General features: G+C 76.1%; 19 protein-coding genes. 10 read left to right on the top strand and 9 right to left on the bottom strand.

Features of this window, described 5'->3' with window-relative positions:
• Nucleotides 1-119: 119 nt before the first annotated feature.
• On the top strand, nt 120-341 hold the full coding sequence (locus BLS70_RS02150; protein ID WP_091763843.1) for a hypothetical protein: 222 nt from the start codon (nt 120-122) through the stop codon (nt 339-341).
• 50 nt (nt 342-391) lie between these two features.
• On the opposite strand, the gene BLS70_RS02145 is transcribed toward BLS70_RS02150, so the two are convergent.
• The 4 genes from BLS70_RS02145 to BLS70_RS02130 form a co-directional block, all read right to left on the bottom strand.
• Nucleotides 392-850, bottom strand: a complete 459-nt coding sequence (locus BLS70_RS02145) for a PGPGW domain-containing protein (RefSeq protein ID WP_176946238.1) — start codon at nt 848-850, stop codon at nt 392-394.
• A gap of 64 nt (nt 851-914) precedes the next feature.
• Nucleotides 915-1,772, bottom strand: a complete 858-nt coding sequence (locus BLS70_RS02140) for an SDR family oxidoreductase (RefSeq protein ID WP_091763841.1) — start codon at nt 1,770-1,772, stop codon at nt 915-917.
• A 50-nt stretch (nt 1,773-1,822) separates the two neighbouring features.
• Nucleotides 1,823-2,092: a DUF2277 domain-containing protein gene (locus BLS70_RS02135; RefSeq protein WP_091763840.1), complete on the bottom strand. Its 270-nt coding sequence runs from the start codon at nt 2,090-2,092 to the stop codon at nt 1,823-1,825.
• A gap of 23 nt (nt 2,093-2,115) precedes the next feature.
• Nucleotides 2,116-2,760 (bottom strand): hypothetical protein, encoded by a 645-nt coding sequence (locus tag BLS70_RS02130; RefSeq protein WP_176946237.1) that lies wholly within the window; start codon nt 2,758-2,760, stop codon nt 2,116-2,118.
• 148 nt (nt 2,761-2,908) lie between these two features.
• On the opposite strand from BLS70_RS02130, the gene BLS70_RS02125 reads away from it, so the two are divergent.
• The 5 genes from BLS70_RS02125 (at nt 2,909) to eutC (ending at nt 8,005) form a co-directional block, all read left to right on the top strand.
• On the top strand, nt 2,909-3,313 hold the full coding sequence (locus BLS70_RS02125) for a hypothetical protein (RefSeq protein WP_091763839.1): 405 nt from the start codon (nt 2,909-2,911) through the stop codon (nt 3,311-3,313).
• 63 nt (nt 3,314-3,376) lie between these two features.
• Nucleotides 3,377-4,273 (top strand): SDR family NAD(P)-dependent oxidoreductase, encoded by an 897-nt coding sequence (locus BLS70_RS02120; protein WP_091763838.1) that lies wholly within the window; start codon nt 3,377-3,379, stop codon nt 4,271-4,273.
• Between the two features lie 122 nt (nt 4,274-4,395).
• The gene (eat, locus tag BLS70_RS02115) at nt 4,396-5,853 is read left to right on the top strand and encodes an ethanolamine permease (RefSeq protein ID WP_091763837.1); all 1,458 of its coding nucleotides are present in this window, start codon (nt 4,396-4,398) and stop codon (nt 5,851-5,853) included.
• The gene (locus BLS70_RS02110; RefSeq protein ID WP_091763836.1) at nt 5,850-7,265 is read left to right on the top strand and encodes an ethanolamine ammonia-lyase subunit EutB; all 1,416 of its coding nucleotides are present in this window, start codon (nt 5,850-5,852) and stop codon (nt 7,263-7,265) included. Before eat ends, BLS70_RS02110 begins: the two co-directional genes overlap by 4 nt.
• Nucleotides 7,262-8,005: an ethanolamine ammonia-lyase subunit EutC gene (eutC, locus tag BLS70_RS02105; RefSeq protein ID WP_091763835.1), complete on the top strand. Its 744-nt coding sequence runs from the start codon at nt 7,262-7,264 to the stop codon at nt 8,003-8,005. The genes BLS70_RS02110 and eutC overlap by 4 nt, the downstream gene beginning before the upstream one ends.
• A 13-nt stretch (nt 8,006-8,018) precedes the next feature.
• Here the strand turns inward: eutC and BLS70_RS02100 are convergent, their stop codons facing one another.
• Together BLS70_RS02100 and BLS70_RS02095 are read right to left on the bottom strand one after the other, a co-directional pair.
• A complete protein-coding gene (locus BLS70_RS02100) occupies nt 8,019-8,567 on the bottom strand; it encodes a hypothetical protein (protein WP_091763834.1) in 549 nt (182 codons plus the stop codon).
• Between the two features lie 84 nt (nt 8,568-8,651).
• A complete protein-coding gene (locus BLS70_RS02095; protein WP_091763833.1) occupies nt 8,652-8,885 on the bottom strand; it encodes a hypothetical protein in 234 nt (77 codons plus the stop codon).
• A gap of 19 nt (nt 8,886-8,904) precedes the next feature.
• Between BLS70_RS02095 and BLS70_RS02090 the strand changes: the two genes are divergently transcribed.
• Nucleotides 8,905-9,534: a hypothetical protein gene (locus BLS70_RS02090; RefSeq protein WP_091763832.1), complete on the top strand. Its 630-nt coding sequence runs from the start codon at nt 8,905-8,907 to the stop codon at nt 9,532-9,534.
• Between the two features lie 47 nt (nt 9,535-9,581).
• Here the strand turns inward: BLS70_RS02090 and BLS70_RS02085 are convergent, their stop codons facing one another.
• Nucleotides 9,582-10,673, bottom strand: a complete 1,092-nt coding sequence (locus tag BLS70_RS02085; protein ID WP_176946236.1) for a glycerate kinase — start codon at nt 10,671-10,673, stop codon at nt 9,582-9,584.
• A 40-nt stretch (nt 10,674-10,713) separates the two neighbouring features.
• Entirely contained in the window at nt 10,714-11,448 is a 735-nt protein-coding gene (locus BLS70_RS02080; protein ID WP_091763830.1) for a GntR family transcriptional regulator, read from the bottom strand.
• A 96-nt stretch (nt 11,449-11,544) separates the two neighbouring features.
• On the opposite strand from BLS70_RS02080, the gene BLS70_RS02075 reads away from it, so the two are divergent.
• The 3 genes from BLS70_RS02075 to BLS70_RS02065 are packed head-to-tail and all read left to right on the top strand — an operon-like array spanning nt 11,545 to nt 14,270.
• Entirely contained in the window at nt 11,545-12,519 is a 975-nt protein-coding gene (locus tag BLS70_RS02075; protein WP_091763829.1) for a phosphoglycerate dehydrogenase, read from the top strand.
• A gap of 36 nt (nt 12,520-12,555) precedes the next feature.
• Complete coding sequence (locus BLS70_RS02070) at nt 12,556-13,944, top strand: acyclic terpene utilization AtuA family protein (RefSeq protein WP_091763828.1); 1,389 nt, start codon at nt 12,556-12,558, stop codon at nt 13,942-13,944.
• Nucleotides 13,941-14,270: a DUF4387 domain-containing protein gene (locus tag BLS70_RS02065; protein WP_218122235.1), complete on the top strand. Its 330-nt coding sequence runs from the start codon at nt 13,941-13,943 to the stop codon at nt 14,268-14,270. Before BLS70_RS02070 ends, BLS70_RS02065 begins: the two co-directional genes overlap by 4 nt.
• Here the strand turns inward: BLS70_RS02065 and cydC are convergent.
• Nucleotides 14,267-17,608 (bottom strand): thiol reductant ABC exporter subunit CydC, encoded by a 3,342-nt coding sequence (gene cydC / locus BLS70_RS02060; protein ID WP_255362171.1) that lies wholly within the window; start codon nt 17,606-17,608, stop codon nt 14,267-14,269. The genes BLS70_RS02065 and cydC overlap by 4 nt on opposite strands.
• Nucleotide 17,609 lies beyond the last annotated feature (1 nt).

Genomic DNA, 17,609 nt, shown 5'->3' with positions numbered 1-17,609 from the left:
CCCGCCCCGCGCCGAGAGCCGGGTGGGGACGGCCAACGGCAGGTGACCGGAGGGCGTCGGGACGCGGAACGGTGCCCCGCGGGCGGTGACGGGGCAGCGGAGTGGGTAGGGCGGCCGGCATGTCGATGTGGACGCCGATGGAGCCGAACCTGGGGACCCCCGACGAGGGCATCCCGGCCGCCGATCCCGGAGCCGGCGCGCCGCCGCCCGCGGAGGGGTTCGGGGTGGGCGGGGAGGAGCCCGACCGGCCCGAGGAGACGCCCGCCGACCAGACCGTCGCGGATGCGCCCGACGACCCGCCGTTCCGCACGCCGGACCCGACGGAGATCGGGCCCGACTGACGCCCGGGCCGGTCCGGAGGCCCGGGCCGGCCCGGTGCCCGCCCCGCGGGCTACAGGCCGAGGGCCGTCGTCGCCCTGTCGACCAGCTGGAAGTGCCCGACGGCCCAGAAGGCGGCACCGGCGGCGGCCAGGCCGCCGACGGTGATGGCCAGGGAGCTCACCGGGTGCTGCCTGGCGTGCGCCCAGGCGTCGGACGCCTTGCGGCGGAACGTCGCGAAGAACCGCGCCGCCCAGGCGAACTCGGTCGACCACACCCACAGGCCGAGCAGCACCGGCGGGATCGTCAGCGGCCCGGGCAGCACCGTGAGCGCGATGCCGAGGGCCACGAACAGCAGGCCGACGACGAAGACGCCGATGCGCCAGGCCAGCGCCACGCTGCGGTTGGCGTGCACCCGCTCGCGGAAGGAGCCGGGACGCACCTCTCGCGGCTGGCCGAGCCCGTCGGTGCAGTCGGGGCAACGGCTCGCGCCCGAGGTCTCGGAGGTGGGTGCAGCGGTGGTGGTGGTCACGGGACCAACGGGTACCCGGACCCGGGGCCCGCCAGTCCCGTTGTGCACGACCGATGCATGTGGGTCAGCCCACCAGCTCCGTCAGGGCGGTGCGCAGGTCGGTGGCCGGGCGGCCGAGCAGCTCCTCCAGGTCGGTCGGCGGCACGTCGAGCTCGCCGGCCGCAGTGGCCAGCTCGAGGGCGAGGACGAAGTCCGCGGTGCCCTCGTCGAGGCCGGCGGCCAGCAGCCCGGCGCGGAAGTCTGCCGGCGGGAGGTCGCGGTAGGCGAGGTCGGTGCCGGTGACGTCACCGAGCACGGCGGCCAGCTCGGCCATCGTGAAGGCGGGGCCGCCGAGCTCGTACCTCGCTGCGCGCGGCTCGTCGGCCAGCAGGGCAGCGGCGGCGGCCTCGGCGTAGTCGCCGCGCGTCGCGGCGGCCACCCGGCCCTCACCAGCCGCCCCGACGACGGCTCCGGTCGCGCGGTACTGCGGCAGCTGCGCGGTGTAGTTCTCCACGTACCAGCTGTTGCGCAACAGCACGGTGTCGATGCCGGAGTCGCGCAGCAGCTGCTCGGTGAGCCGGTGCTCCACCGCGAGGGGGGTGCTGTTCGTGTCGGCGCGCGCGATGCTGGTGTAGACGATCCGCCGCACGCTCGTGGCCTGCGCGGCCGCGACCACGTTGCGGTGCTGCACCTCGCGGCGGCCGGCCTCGCTGCCGGAGACGAACAGCAGGCGGTCCACGCCGGTGAAGGCAGCTTCCAGGGCAGCGGGGTCGCCGTAGTCGGCCACGCGCACCTGCACGCCGCGCGCAGCCAGGTCGGCGGCCTTGGAGGCGTCCCGGACGACGGCGACGAGGTCGGAGGGGGCGACGCCCCGGTCGAGCAGCGAGGAGACGGCGAGACGACCGAGGTGGCCGGTCGCGCCGGTGACGGCGAAGAGGCTCATGAGCCGCCCAAGCTGCATGAAGCCTCAAGCATTCCCGCGGGGCGCCGCCCTCAGGTGCCGTAGCGGAGGGCGGCGCGCTCGCGGGCCTTGGCGGCCTCGACCTCGCGGTCCTTGGGTGGCGCCGTCGTCACCAGCTCGGCCAGCAGCCGGGAGGAGATCTCGGCGATCTCCTCCACGGCCCGGTCGAACGCCTCGGTGTTGGCGCGGGACGGCTTGGTCGTCCCGCTGATCTTGCGCACGTACTGCAGCGCGGCCGCGCGGATCTCGTCGTCGGTCGCCGGCGGCTCGAAGTTCGACAGCGGGCGGATGTTCCGGCACATGCCCGGAGCGTAGGAGCGCAGGCTCAGCCCGGGAAGCCCGCGCGGTCGACCTTGCGGTGGAAGCGGTCGCCGAGCTTGCCGCCGAGCATCGCGCCGAGCAGCGTGGCCAGCAGGATCGCGACCAGGGTGACGATGCCGCCGGTGGTGGCGGTGCCCTCGTCGATGGGGATGCGCGGCAGGTCGAGCTCCTGGAGCACGTTGTACTGGGCACCCGCGATCGCACCGGCCGCGGCCAGCACGAGGACGACGACCAGGCCGATCACCCAGACGGCGATGCCCTGCCGGACGCCGTCGAAGCGCGCCATGCGGCCCGCGACGTACCCGCCCGCGAGGTAGGCCAGGAAGAGCACGACGAGGACGGCGATCGCCCCACCGAGCCCGATGGTCTCCGCCTGCTCGGCGGCCTCGTCCGCGGAGTCGACACCCCGGGCCAGGCCGAAGGCGACCCCGGCCGCGCCGAGCAGGCTGATCAGCAGCACGGCCAGCCCGTTGGCCGACAGCCAGCCGAAGAAGGCGGCACCCCACTTGACCCCGCCGAAGGTGGCGCGCTGGGCGGCGACCGCCTCGCGTGCGGTCGGGGGAGCGGTGTGCCGGCCCGTCGGGGGAGCCACCGCCGGCTGGACGAGGGTGTCGTCGCGCTGCGGCGTGGTGGGCTCGGTGCTCGCCATCGTGGGTCTCCTTCGGTTGCGGACCTCTCCGCGTCGGTCCCCCGGGCAGTCGTCCGCACTACGGTTCCCGGCTCTGACCTGGGCACACGCGGTGTCGCCCGGTCGGGCGAACGGGTAGGACCGGCCCGACGGGGAGGAGGACGGCGATATGGCGGTGCTGCTGGTCGACGTGGCCAACGTGGTGGGGTCGCGCCCCGACGGGTGGTGGCGCGACCGCGCGGGTGCCACGACCCGGCTGCTGGAGCGCCTCACCGCGGTGGTCGGCCGCACCCTCGCGGGGCCCGACGACGCGCCGCTGCTGTGCGAGGCCGTGGTCGCGGTGGTGGAGGGCCGGGCCCGCGACGTGCCGGGCGCGGGCCTGGTGCGGATCGTCCGCGCGCCGGGCAGCGGGGACGACGCGCTCGTGACCGAGGTCGCGGCGCTCGCCGCGTGCGAGCGGGACGTCCTGGTCGTGACCGCCGACCGCGGGCTGCGCGCCCGGCTGCCGGCGGCGGTCGACGTCGCGGGGCCGGGCTGGCTGCTCGCGCGCCTGGACGAGGTCGCGCCCGGTTGACCCACCGGGCGCACGGGTAGGCCTGCCGGGACGTCGCCCCAGCCGAGGAGCTGAGCCCGCCCCATGCCGATCCCATCCGACGGCGCCCCCCTGACCGTGCTGATCACCGGTGCCTCCAGCGGCATCGGCCGTGCCACCGGGCTCGAGCTCGCCGGTCGCGGCGCTCAGCTGGTCCTGATGTCCCGGGATCGGGAGTCGCTCGAGGAGGCCGCCATCGAGATGCGCGCCGCCGGGGCGAAGGAGGTCGTCGTCTGCGCCGGCGACGTCACCGACGAGGACCAGGTGCGCGCCGCGGTGACCGCGGCGACCGGCCGGTTCGGGCGGCTGGACGTCGTCGTCCACTCCGCGCAGGTCATGGCCTACGGGAAGATCGAGGACGTGCCCCGCGAGGTCTACGAGGCCGTGGTCGACACCTCGCTGCACGGCACCGCCAACCTCGCCCGCGTCGTCCTGCCCATCTTCCGGGAGCAGCGGGCCGGCCACCTGACCGTCGTCAACTCGTTGCTGGGCAACGTCACCGCGCCCACCATGGGCAGCTACGTCGCGGCCAAGTGGGGCCAGCTGGGCCTGGTGCGGACGCTGCAGCTGGAGACGCGCGACGAGCCGGGCATCTCCATCTCCATCGTGCAGCCCGGGGGCGTCAACACCCCGATCTACAGCCAGGCGGCCTCCTGGACGGGCAACACCGGGCGGCCGCCACCGCCGGTCTACTCGCCGTTCCGGGTCGCGCGACGGGTGCTGTCCACGCTCGACCAGCCGCGCCGGGTGGTGCAGGCCGGGGTGCTCAACCACGTGGTCACCGCGGGCTTCCGGATCGTGCCGGGCGTCTACGACCTGCTCGTGGGTCCGCTGCTGCAGCAGTTCGCGGTGTCCAAGGACGAGGTGCCGCCGACCTCCGGCAACGTGCTGGAGAGCAAGCCCGCGGGGAACGCCACCGAGGGGCGCTGGCGCAGCATCTGAGGGGCCGCGCCGCACGGGTGTGAACTCCGTGTTCCAACCTGTCGCAACCCGTTGCTGCGGGGCCTTGGACAGGGCCAGGCTGGCGACCCCGGGCTCGCGGGGGCTGACCGGAGAGGCCCGCCATGACCGTCGAACCCACCGCCCGGTCCGCTCCCCACCACGCCGGCGTCGAGGCGGAGGCGGTCGACGCGGGCTACCTGGAGAAGCGGCAGCTGCGCACCGGCACCGCCGGCTGGGTGCTGCTGGCCGGGCTCGGCGTGGCCGCGGTGATCTCGGGCGACTACGCCGGGTGGAACTTCGGCCTGGCCGAGGGCGGCTTCGGCGGGCTGCTCGTCGCCGTCGTCCTCATGGCGGTCATGTACGGGGCGATGGTGCTCGGGCTCGCCGAGCTCGGGTCGGCGCTGCCGACCGCCGGGGGCGGCTACACGTTCGCGCGTCGCGCGCTGGGGCCGTGGGGTGGCTACGCCACCGGGGTGGCCGTGCTCATCGAGTACGCGATCGCGCCCGCCGCGATCGCCACCTTCATCGGCGCCTACGTCGAATCCCTCGGTCTGTTCGGCATCACCGACGGCTGGTGGGTCTACCTCGCCGCCTACGCGCTCTTCATCGGCGTGCACCTGCTGGGCGTCGGTGAGGCGCTGAAGGTCATGCTGGCCATCGCTGCCGTCGCCGTCGCCGGCCTGGTGCTCTACCTGGTCGGCGCGATCCCCGCCTTCGACTCGTCGAACCTGCTCGACATCGCCCCGACCGACGCCGCCGGCGCGTCGGACTTCCTGCCGCAGGGCTGGATGGGCGTCTGGGCCGCCTTCCCGTTCGCCATCTGGTTCTTCCTCGCCGTCGAGTGCGTGCCGCTGGCCTCGGAGGAGGCCCGCGACCCCGCCCGGGCGCTGCCGCGGGGGATCGTCGCGGCCATGGGCGTGCTGCTCGTCCTCGCCGTCCTCATGCTCGTCTTCACCGCCGGTGCCGGTGGCTCGGAGGCGATGTCGGCGAGCGGTAACCCGCCGGTCGAGGCGCTGGAGATCGCCGGCTCGTCGTCCGCGCTCACCGACGTCGTCAACTACGCGGGGCTGTTCGGGCTGGTCGCCAGCTTCTTCTCGATCATCTACGCCTACTCGCGGCAGACCTTCGCGCTCTCCCGCGCCGGCTACCTGCCGAGGACGCTGTCGGTGACCAACAGCCGGAAGGCCCCGGTGCTCGCCCTGCTGGTGCCGGGAGCCATCGGCTTCCTGCTGTCGCTGACCGGCGAGGGCGCGATGCTGCTCAACATGGCCGTCTTCGGGGCGACCGTCTCCTACGTGCTCATGATGGTCAGCCACATCGTGCTGCGCCGTCGCGAGCCGGAACTGCACCGGCCCTACCGCACCCCCGGCGGGGTGACGACGACCGGCGTGGCGCTGGTGCTCGCCGCGGCGGCCGTCGTCGCCACCTTCCTGGTCGACGTCGAGGCGGCGCTGTGGACGCTGGCCGCCTACGCGCTCTTCCTCGGGTACTTCGCCCTCTACAGCCGGCACCACCTCGTCGCCTCCGCGCCCGAGGAGGAGTTCGAGCTGCTGGCCGCCGCCGACGAGGAGGTGCGGTGACCGTCCGCCGGACGACGCTGGGCGGGCACACGTTCGAGTTCGCCTCGCTGGCCGACCTGCTGGCCCGCGCGACCCCGCACCGCTCGGGCGACGTGCTGGCCGGGTGCGCCGCGGGGTCGGCGGCCGAGCGCGTGGCCGCCCAGTCGGTGCTGGCCGACCTGCCGCTGGCGACCTTCCTGGAGGAGCAGGTCGTCGGCTACGACGAGGACGACGTCACCCGGCTGATCCTCGACACCCACGACCGGGCCGCCTTCGCGCCGGTCGCGTCGCTGACCGTGGGGGAGTTCCGCGACCGGCTGCTGGCGTGGGCCGCGGCCGGCGACGAGCCGGCGATCTCGGCACTGGCCCCCGGGCTCACCCCGGAGATGGTGGCGGCGGTGTCCAAGCTGATGCGCAACGCCGATCTGGTCGCGGTCGGGCGGCGGGCGCGGGTGGTCACCGGCTTCCGGTCCACGATCGGGCTGCCCGGCCGGCTGGCCTCGCGGCTGCAACCCAACCACCCGACCGACGACCCGCTGGGGGTGACCGCATCCATCCTCGACGGGCTGCTGCACGGCTCCGGCGACGCCGTCATCGGGATCAACCCGGCCACCGACTCGCCGGCGCAGACCGTCGCGCTGCTGGAGCTGGTCGACGCGGTCATCCAGCGGTACGGGATCCCGACGCAGTCCTGCGTGCTCGCCCACGTGACGACCACGCTGCGCGCGCTCGAGCGTGGCGCGCCGGTGGACTTGGTGTTCCAGTCGGTCGCCGGCACGCAGGCCGCCAACCGCGGGTTCGGCGTCACCCTCGACCTGCTCGCCGAGGCGCGGGCCGGCGCCCTGGCACTGGGCCGCGGGACGGTCGGCCGGGACGTCATGTACTTCGAGACCGGGCAGGGGTCGGCGCTCTCCGCCGACGCCCACCGCGGGGTGGACGGCCGGCCGGTGGACCAGCAGACCCTGGAGGCGCGCGCCTACGGCGTGGCCCGCCACTTCGGGCCGCTGCTGGTCAACACCGTCGTCGGCTTCATCGGGCCGGAGTACCTCTACGACGGCAAGCAGGTGCTGCGCGCCGGCCTGGAGGACCACTTCTGCGGCAAGCTGCTCGGCCTGCCCATGGGCGTGGACGTCTGCTACACCAACCACGCCGAGGTGGACCCGGACGACACCGACGCGTTGATGCTGCTGCTCGGTGCGGCCGGCTGCTCGTTCGTGATCGCCGTCCCCGGGTCGGACGACGTGATGCTGCACTACCAGTCGCTGTCGTTCTCCGACGTCCTCACGGCGCGGCAGGTGCTCGGGCTGCGGCCGGCACCCGAGTTCGAGGAGTGGCTGGCACGGATGGACCTGCTCGGGCCCGACGGCCGCGTCCGCGACCTGCCCGCCGACGCCCCGACCACCCGGGCGCTGCTCGCCGCGGCGCGGCCATGAGTGTTCATGAGGGCCAGGATGGCCATTCTGGCCCTGACCCGTGGGCCGCGCTGCGCAGCGCCACCCGGGCGCGGGTGGCGCTGGGCCGGGCCGGTGACGCGCTGCCGACCTCCCGCGAGCTGGAGTTCAGAGCCGCGCACGCCGTCGCCCGGGACGCCGTGCACGCGCCGCTGGACCCCGTCCGCGTGCGGGCTGCGCTGCCCGGGCTCGAGGTGCTGGAGGTGCGGTCGGCGGCCGCCGACCGGGCCGAGTACCTGCAGCGCCCCGACCTCGGCCGCCGGCTGGCCGAGGGCACCGCTCTGCCGTCGGCCGGTGCGGACCTCGGCATCGTGATCGCCGACGGGCTCTCGCCGCGGGCGGTGCACGAGCACGCGGCCGGGCTGGTCACCGCGCTCCTGGCGCGGCTGGCGGGGTGGTCGGTCGCCCCGCTGGTGCTGGCGCACCAGGCGCGGGTGGCCCTCGGGGACGAGATCGGCGCGGCGCTGGGCTTGCGGGCGGTCGTCGTGCTCGTCGGCGAACGGCCGGGGTTGTCGTCGGCGGACTCGCTCGGCGTCTACCTCACCTGGGACCCGCGCCCGGGGCGGGTGGACGCGGAGCGCAACTGCGTCTCCAACGTCCGCCCGCCCCACGGCCTGGGTTACGAGCAGGCGGCCAGCACGGTCGCCGCACTCCTGGCCGGCGCCCGCGAGCTGGGCGCCTCCGGCGTGGCGCTCAAGGACGAGGCCGCGCTGCCCGGCTAGGCCGCTGCGCCGGTCAGGTCGCCGAGAGGCCCTGCGCCACCTCGCCGGGACGCTGCTGCTCACCGGCGTAGGAGCTGATCGCGACCAGCACGCCGGTCAGGGCCGGGATGACCCACTGCAGGGTGTCCAGCTGCTGCTGGGCGACGGCCACGTCGGCCTGGGCCACCTTGGTGCGCTTGCTCGGCTTCGTGCCCGACTTCGAGGGCACCGCCCCCGCGGCAGAGACCCGCTGGCCGAGCACCCGGCTGTAGGCGGTGGCGCCGAGCGCGGCGGCGGTGACCAGCGTCTTGAGCGTGGACATGCCGGCGACGCCCTGCTGGGCGGCGACCCGCTGCTTGTTCGCGCGCAGCTGGCCGACGCTGCCGACGAGGTGCGCGCCGATGGCGGCGGCGTTGACCGGCGTCCACCGGTCCCAGCCGGCGTTGGCGACCCGGCCGGTGGCGGCGTCGGACCCGGCCTCGCCCGCGGCGGCGTTCAGCGCCACCGCGTTGGCCAGCGTGCCTCCGAACCAGGCGGACAGGCCGACGTCGTGCAGCGTGCGGGAGAGGGTGTTGCGGGCCATGGGAACTCCTGAGCTGTGGGTGGACGGTCCTCCCGCCCTACCCGCCCCAGCCGAGGGCATACCGATCCCGCGCAGCCGGAACGGTCAGCGGCGGCGCAGGATCCTCGCGACCCGGTGGGTGCGGCCGGCGCGCAGCTCGGTCGTCGTCGGAGGTGCGGGCTCCGGGACGGCGGCCAGCGCGGCGTGCCGCTCGTGCAGCCGCGCCCGCACGTCGTCCGGGGTCAGCGCCCGGCGCTGGCGCTCGTCGCGGGCCAGCACCGCACCGGTGGCGGCGACACCGGCGAGGCCGGCCAGTCCGAGCAGCTTCCAGGGGCGCACGTCCGTAACGTAGCGCCCCGTGCCTGCGCTCCCGCTCGACGACGCGGTCGACCTGACCCGCACCGGTGACGTCTGGATCTTCCGCGGCGTCTCGGTCGCCGACCGCGCCATCCGTGCGGTGACCAACGCGCCGGTCAACCACGTCGGTATGGCCGTGGTCCTGGACGACCTGCCGCCGCTGCTGTGGCACGCCGAGCTGGGGCGGTCGCTGCCCGACGTCTGGTCCGGGGAGCACCAGCGCGGGGTGCAGCTGCACGACCTGCGCGACGCCGTCCTGACCTGGCGCCGGAGGTACGGCCAGCAGCCCTACCTGCGGCAGCTGGTCGGCCCGGCCGACGACGGCGGCGTGACCCCCGACATGGAGGACGCCGTGCTGCGCACCGTGGCGCGGCTGGACGGCCGGCCCTTCCCGACCACGCGCGGCCTGGCCGCCGGCTGGATCAACGGGCGGCTGCGCCGCCGCACCTCCGCGGAGGCCGTCTACTGCGCGGAGCTCGTCGCGGCGACCTACACGGCGATGGGGCTCCTGCCGGCCTCGCGCCCGCAGAACTGGTACGACCCCGGCAAGTTCTGGTCCGGCGACGACCTGGAGCTGCTGCAGGGTGCGGAGCTCGGTACCGAGATCCCGGTGGACGTGCCCGCAGCCTGACAGCACGAGAGGAGCGGTCGGCCCGGACCCGTCGGGAGTCGCGCTCGTCAGGGTGCGGTCGGGTACCGGCATGCGAGGTCGGCGGCCGCTCGGCGCAGCCACCGCGTGGGGTCCTGCAGGGCCGCCGGGAGGTCCCCGGCCACGTCGACGAGCGAGGCGGTAGCCGCGAACCCCTCGGTGCCGGTGGTGATGCTGCCGGCGACGAGCAGCGTGGGTGTCCCCGCCCGCCGGGCGAGGTCCTGGACGTAGGACGGCACCTTGCCCGCGGCGCTCTGCTCGTCGTAGCGGCCCTCGCCGGTCACGACCAGGTCGGCCGCGCTCACCAGTCGTGGGAGGTCCACGGCGTCCCCGACGGCGGCGGCACCGGTGGCCATCGTGGCGCCCCAGAGCCGGAGCCCGAACCCCGCGCCACCGGCCGCGCCCGTCCCCGGCTCGGCCGGGTCCCCGCCGGTGAGCCCGGCCAGCCGCTCGAGTCCCGCCTCCAGCACCGGCACGTCGGCGGGCCGGGCTCCCTTCTGCGGCCCGAAGACGGCCGCGGCGCCGGACGGCCCGAGCAACGGCGCGTCGACGTCGCCCAGCACCGTCGCGCCACCGGAGGGCAGCGGTCGCAGCCCGGTGAGGTCGATCCGATCCAGCACGGCCAACCCCGCGTTGCCGAGGGGGACCTGCCGGCCGGCGCGATCGAGGAAGCGGGCGCCGAGGGCGGTGAGCAGACCGGTGCCGCCGTCGGTGCTCGCGCTGCCCCCGAGGGCGAGCAGGAGCCGGTCCACGCCCTTGTCCAGGGCCGAGGCGATCGCCTGGCCGAAGCCGAGCGTGTGGGCCGCGAAGGCGTCGGGCCGGCGCATGAGCGGCAGGCCGCTGGCCGCCGCCAGCTCCACGACGCCCGTGCCGTCCGGGAGGCGGAGCCAGCTGCAGCGCACCCGCCGGCCGTCGGGTCCGTCGACCTCCAGCGGAACCCGCCGGGCACCGGGCACGGCTGCGGCGAAGGCGTCGAGGGTGCCCTCCCCGCCGTCGGCCATCGGCGCGAGCACCACCTCGTCGGACGCCCGTTCGGACAGCCACCCGTCCCGTAGCGCGGCCGCGACCCCGCCGGCGGTGGCCGATCCCTTGAACGAGTCCGGCGCGAGGAGCACGCGCATCAGGCTCGCCGCGGTCCTGCGATCCGGTGGGCGGCGCCGGTCATGACCGGCGGTCCCGGTTGCGGGCCCGCAGCGCGTCGAGGCCGCCCTGGGCGTCGGCGTTGTCCAGCTCCTCCGCGGTGGCGGCGTCCCCGGCGCGCAGCGCCCGCACCAGCGCCCGGTGGCTGCCGTACCGGTCCAGCCCGAAGCTGCCGTCGGCCGCGATCTCCTCGAGCAGCCGGGCGCGGCGCTCGGGCCGGGAGAAGACGCGGGACTGGGCGAGCAGTCGCACGAGCACCGGGTTGTTCGCGCACGCCTCGAGCGCGTCGTTGAAGTCCTGCATGAGGTCCAGCAGCGCGGTGACGTGCCGCTCGACGTCCTCGCCGTTGCGGTACCTCGTCGTCAGCACGATCAGCTGGTCGTCGGCCTCGTCGAGGATCGCGTCGAGACGGTCCAGCTGCTCCGGCGTGGCGTGCCGCGCGGCGAAGCGGGCCACCAGTCCCCGCAGGGCGACCTCCACCTCGGCCAGGTCGTCGATGGCCCGTTCCTGCATGTCGGTGATGACGACGGTGCGCGGCCTCAGGCGCTCGATCAGCCCGTCCTGCTCGAGCCGGCGGATGGCCTCTCGGACGGGCGTCGGGCTCACGGACAGCTCGTCGGCCAGGCCGCGCTCGGTGATCTTCTGCCCCGGCCGGAGCGCCCCGGAGCCGATCTGCCGACGGACCTCGCGGTAGACGAACTCCGCCCGCGTCCCGCCGGCGTCACCCGTCGGCCTCGCACCCGTCAACACCGTCATGGCGGAGAGTCTAGCCAGCTTTATGGCAAACCATGATGCGATGGTTGACTTGGTTGCTATGGCAAGTACGTTGCAGTGGGACGCGAGGAGGAACCGATGTCCGCTACGCCCGGGGCGGTGCTGATCACCACGGACCACCTCGTGCCCGGCGACGAGGTCGACCTCCTGCTGCGCGACGCCGGGTACGCCACCCGGCACCGACCGCTGCGCGGAGCGCGCACCGAGGACGACCTCGTGACCGCCCTGGACGGCGCCGTGGGGGCGCTCGTCGCGAACGAGCCGATGACGGCCGCCGTCCTCGCCCGCGCACCACGGCTCCGTGCCGTCGTGCGCACGGGCGTCGGGTACGACTCCGTCGACGTCGACGCCGCCACCCGCGCGGGCATCTCGGTGAGCAACCTGCCCGGCATCAACGCGAACGCCGTGGCCGAGTACACCCTGGCGCTCCTCCTGGCCCAGGCCCGCCGGCTCGTGCCGGTGGCGACGGGCGTGGCCGCGGGCGGCTGGCCCCGGGCGAGCGGCGTCGAACTGCGCGGCAGGGTGCTCGGCCTCATCGGCTACGGAGCGACCGCCCGAGCCGTCGTCCCCCTCGCCCGGGCGTTCGGGATGACCGTGCTGTGCACCACCGGCGTGCCGGCCGGGCAGCGCGACGGGTCGGTGCGGTTCGTCGAGCTGCGGGAGCTGCTCGCCTCGTCCGACTTCGTCTCCGTGCACACCGCCCTCACCCCGGCCACCCGCAACCTGCTCGACGCCGACGCGCTCGCGGCGATGAAGCCCACCGCGCACCTGGTCAACACCGCGCGCGGGCCGATCGTCGACGAGGCGGCGCTGGCCGAGGCGGTCACCTCCGGGCGGCTCGCCGGCGCCGCGCTGGACGTGACCACCACCGAACCACTGCCCCCGGACAGCCCGTTGCGCGGCGTGGAGGGCATCACCGTGTTCTCCCACCTCGCCGGGCAGACCGCCGAGGCGCGCCGCACGGCCGGGCTCGACGGTGCCCGCGAGCTGCTCGCCGCGCTGGACGGCCGGCCCCGCCACTCGCTCAACGCGCACCTGATCCCGCCCGCCTGATCCCGATCACCCGACCCCGTCGAGAGGACCCACGCGATGTCCAGCACCCCAGCACCGCCGGAGGAGGTCCGGATCCTCGTGCCGTCGGGGATGCTCGGCGGCGGCTTCCCCGCCGGGACGGTCGAGCGGGGGCTCGCCCTCGGCGCCGACGTCATCGCCGTCGACGGCGGGTCCACCGACTCGGGCCCCCACTACCTCGGCTCGGCGACGGCCAAGACCAGCGCCGCCGCCGTCGCCCGCGACCTGCGCTCACTGCTCGGTGCGTCGGCGACCGCGGGCATCCCGCTGGTCATCGGCTCGTGCGGCACCGGCGGCACCGATGCCGGCGTCGACTGGGTCGCCGGCATCGTGGAGGGGATTGTGCGCGAGCAGGGCCTGGCTCTGACCGTCGCCCGCATCTACAGCGAGCAGGACGCCGCCGACCTGGTGGCGCAACTGGACGCCGGCCGCATCCACCCGCTCGCCCCCCAGGGCCCGCTGGACGCGGCCACGCTGGAGAGCTGCACGCACATCGTCGGCATGATGGGCGCCGAGCCGATCATGGAGGCACTGGAGGCCGGCGCCGACGTCGTCCTCGCCGGGCGGGCCACCGACACCGCCGTGATCGCCGCCGTCCCGCTGATGCGCGGCATGCCCGCCGGACCGACGTGGCACGCCGCGAAGATCGTCGAGTGCGGCGGCCAGTGCACCACCGACCCGCGCTCGGGTGGCGTCCTCGCCACCATCGACGCCGGCGGTTTCACCATCGAGCCGCTGGACCCGGCGGTGGCCTGCACGCCCACGTCGGTCGCCGCGCACATGCTGTACGAGACGGTGGACCCGTTCCAGATGCGCGAACCGGCCGGGACGCTGCTGGTGCGCGAGGCGACCTACCGGGCCCTGGACGAGCGGCGGGTCCGCGTGGAGGGGTCGCGGTTCGAGCCCGCCGACCAGCACACGATCAAGCTCGAGGGCGCCCGCATCTCCGGCTACGCCACCATGTCGTTCAGCGCGATCCGCGATCCGCACATCCTCGGCAGCATCGAGAACTGGGCGGCGCTGCTGGAGCAGGTCCTCACCGCGCGGGTCCGGCAGACCCTCGGGATCTCGCCGCCCGAGTACGAGATCGACCTGCGGCTCTACGGCTACGACGCCGTCCTGGAGTCGATCGACCCGGCCACCGGCCCACCGCGGGAGGTGGGGGTGATGCTGCTCGTGCACGCCGCCGACCAGGCGACCGCGACGTCGGTCGCGAAGATCGCCAACCCGCTGATGCTGCACCTCCCCACGCGGGACATGGCCTACCTGCCGAGCCTGGCGTTCGCCTACTCGCCGGCCGAGACCGAGCGCGGCCCGTCGTACGAGTTCGCCCTCCACCACGTCGTCGACGTCGACTCACCGACCGGCATGTTCCGGCTCCGCCTGCCCGAGGGGGCCACCCGATGAGCGCCGAGCACCTGCCCACGCTGGGCGAGCTCGCCCTGGAGGTCCGGTCGAAGAACGCCGGCCCGTTCTGGGTGACCATGGAGCTGTTCATGCGGGACGCCGAGGGCTACGCCCTGGTCGCCGACGAGGAGTTCCTGGACGAGGACGTCGTGGCCCGGCTGTACGACCTCGACCCGGCGGACATCCTCTTCTTCCGCATCCCGGAGCTGAACGTGGTCAAGGTGTCGTTCCCGCGGCCGGTCGCGCAGGGCAGCCTCCGGGACCGGGACGTCCACGCCGGGCAGCACCACGTGCCGCTCGCCGCGCTCGTCCCCGGGCGCCGCTAGGCGGGCGTGCGGGCGGCGGCCTCGCCGAGCCGGACGACGGTGTCGCCCGGGCGCGGCACGTCGTCGTCGTGGGTCACGCAGACCACCACCCGGCCGGCCAGCGCGGTCCGCAGGTCCTCGACCAGCGCCCGCGCGGTCGGCGGGTCCAGGTGGGCGGTCGGCTCGTCGAGCAGGACGACGTCGCGGTCGGCGAGCAGCGCGCGGGCGGCGGCCAGCCTCCGGCGCTCGCCGCCGGAGAGCGCCGTGCCGCCGGCGCCGACGGGGGTGTCCAGCCCGGCGGGCAGGGCGGCCAGCAGCGGGCCGAGGCCCGCCGCGGTCAGTGCGCGGGCCATCCGGGCCTCCCCGTGGGGACCGGTCAGCGCGCCCCGGGGTGCGGCGACCGCGAGGTTGGCGCGGATGCTGCTCGCGAAGACGTGCGCCTCCTGCGGCAGCCAGGCGATGCGGGAGCGCACGTCGTCGCCGGTCAGCCGGGCGGAGTCGAGCCCGGCGAGGTCGTAGCGGCCGGCGCGCGGGCGCAGCGAGGCCATGAGCACGGCCAGGAACGTCGACTTGCCGGTGCCGGAGGGGCCGCGCACGACCAGCCACCCCTCGCCGGCGTGCGCCGGTGCGGTCAGGCCGCGCAGCACGTCGGGTCGCCCCGGCCAGCCGGCGGCCAGCTCCTCGACGGCGAGGTGGCCCACCGTGGCCGGCGCGGGCAGCGGGTCGGCCGGGTCCGCCGGCGGGGCCGCGGCGAGCACCGCGTCCAGCCGGGCGCGGGCGTCGAGGAGCGCCCCCCGCCGCTGCAGCGCGGACACCAGCCCGGCGAGCGGCTCGGCCAGGGCGAGCGGCGCCAGCGCCAGGACGGCGAGCACCGGGCCGACCAGGCCGCCGCGGGCGGCCACGGCGGTCGCGAGCACCGCCGCCAGGCCGGTGCCGAGCACGACCAGTCCGGTGCCCAGGGCCGCCGCCCGGTCGCCGGTGCGGGCGATGCCGGCACGCCGGCCGGCCACCGCCGCCAGGTCGTCGGCGGTGTGCGCGGCCAGTCCGTGCGCCCGCAGGTCGGCGGCGCCGTCCAGCGCGGCGGTGGTGGCCTGCAGCGCCTCGACCTGCAGCGAGCTCTCGGCCCGCGCCGCCCCGGCGTCGACCCGGCGGTGGACGGCGAGGACACCGGCGATGGTGAGGGCGAGCACCGCGGCGACCGTGCCCGCGGCCGCGACGTCGACCAGCGCCAGGGCGAGGACGGTCGCGGTCGGGACGGCGGCGGCCGCGACCAGCGCCGGGCGCACCCGCACCGTCAGGTCCTGCACGACGCCGACGTCGCCGACCAGCCGGGCGAGCGCGGCACCCGGGGTGCGGTCGGCGGCCAGGCCCTGGACGGCCAGCGCCCGCCACACCCGGACGCGGGTCGCCGCGGCGAGCCGGAGGGCGGCGTCGTGCGCGGCCAGCCGCTCCAGCCAGCGCAGCGCGGCCCGGCCGAGCCCGAAGAAGCGGACCCCCACGATGGCCACCATCAGCGTGAGCACCGGCGGCATCTCCGCGGCCCGCACGATCAGCCAGCCCGAGACGGCGGTGAGCGCCACCCCGGCGGCGGAGGAGAGCACGCCCAGGAGCCCGGCCCGGGCCAGCGCCCCGCGGGTCGGCGCCGTCCCCGGCTCCGCCGCCTCGTCGGCCGCCGGAGGAAGGGACTTTCGGTACAGGAAGTCCTGGGTGACCTGGGAACTTTCTGTACAGGGAGTTCCGGAGGGGGCGGGGGAGGGGAGGGCGACGACGCGGTCGGCGAGGGCGGCGAGCGCGGGGTCGTGCGTGGCCACCAGCACCGTCACGGTGCCGCGCAGGCCGCTCAGCACGTGGGCCACCAGGTCGCGGGCGTCGTCGTCGAGGTGGGCGGTCGGCTCGTCGAGCAGGAGCAGCCGGGCGCCGCGGCGGACGCGCACCAGGGCCCGCGCCAGGGCCACCCGCTGCAGCTGGCCGGGGGAGAGCGACTCCGGCGCGCGGCCGGCGAGGTCGGTGGCGCCCACCCGCGCGAGCGCCTCGATCACGTACGCCTCGCCGACGACCTCGTCCGCCCCGGGCGCCGACCCCGCGTGCCGGCGCAGCTCGTCGGCGACGGTCGCGCCGGTGGTGCGGGGGAACTGCGGCACCGAGGCGAGCGGGCCGACCCCGGTGACCGTGCCGGCCTGGACCGCGTCGGGGCCGAGCCCTCCGGCCAGGGCGGCCAGCAGCGTCGACTTGCCGCAGCCGCTGGCCCCGGTGAGGGCCACGAACTCACCCGGGCGGACGGCGAGGTCGGTAGGGGGCAGCGCGGCGGCCGTCCGGCCCGGGTAGCGCACGGTCAGGCCGCGCACGGCGACGTCGGCACCGCGCGGGTCGTCGTCGTCGATCGGCACCGGGAGCGGCGGAGCAGGAGCCGCGAGCACCGCCCGCGCCTCGGCCGCGGCGAGTGCGGCGTCCTCGGCGGCGTGGTGGGCCGAGCCGAGCGCGCGCAGCGGCGCGAACGCCTCGGGCGCCAGCAGCAGCGCGGTCAGCCCGACCGCCAGCGTGAGGTCGCCGTGGATCAGCCGCAGGCCGACGGTCACCGCCACCAGCGCCACCGAGAGGGTCGCGATCAGCTCGAGCACGAGCGCCGAGAGGAAGGCGATCCGCAGCGTGGCCATGGTGCGGGTGCGGTGCGCTTCGCCGAGCCGGGCGAGCGCGGCGGCCTGGTCGGCGGCGCGGCCCAGCCCCACCAGCACGGGCAGCCCGCGGACGAGCTCGGCGACGTGCGCGGCGATGCGGTCCAGGGCCCGGGCGGAGTCCGCTGTCGCGCTCTGCGTGTACCGCCCGACCAGCACCATGAAGACCGGGACCAGCGGGAGGGTGACCGCGACCAGCGCCGCCGAGAGGAGGTCGGTGGCGGCGAGCACCACCAGCAGGGCCGGCGGCACCACGAGCGTCTGCGCCAGCGCCGGCAGGTAGGTGGCCAGCGCCGGCCCGAGGTCGTGCAGCCGGGTGGTGGCCAGCACCGCGGCCGGGCCGGGACCACCGGCGGTGGCGACGGCGGCGGGGGAGGCGGCCAGCCGCTCCAGCAGCGCCCGGCGCAGGCGGTCCTCGGCGCGGCGCGCGTCCCGGCCGGCCAGCACCTGGCCGACTGCGCCCGCGGCCGAGCGGAGCACCACACCCCCGGCGGCGATCAGCAGCGGGCCGGTGAGCGGGCCCTCGGCGAGGCCTGATCCCCGCGCCACCGCGTGCGCCAGCCCGGCGGCCAGCAGGACCAGTCCCGCCGTCTGGGCCAGTGCCGCGACGGCGGCGCGCACCAGCGCCCCGGTCAGCCCCGGCACGCCGGCCAGCGCGCCCAGCGGCCCCCGGGCCGGAGGGGCCACC

The organism is Blastococcus aurantiacus (assembly GCF_900102425.1).
Classification (GTDB): domain Bacteria; phylum Actinomycetota; class Actinomycetes; order Mycobacteriales; family Geodermatophilaceae; genus Blastococcus; species Blastococcus aurantiacus.
Note: the sequence above shows the minus strand (reverse complement) of the source record. Positions and strands in the feature narration are given on the sequence as shown.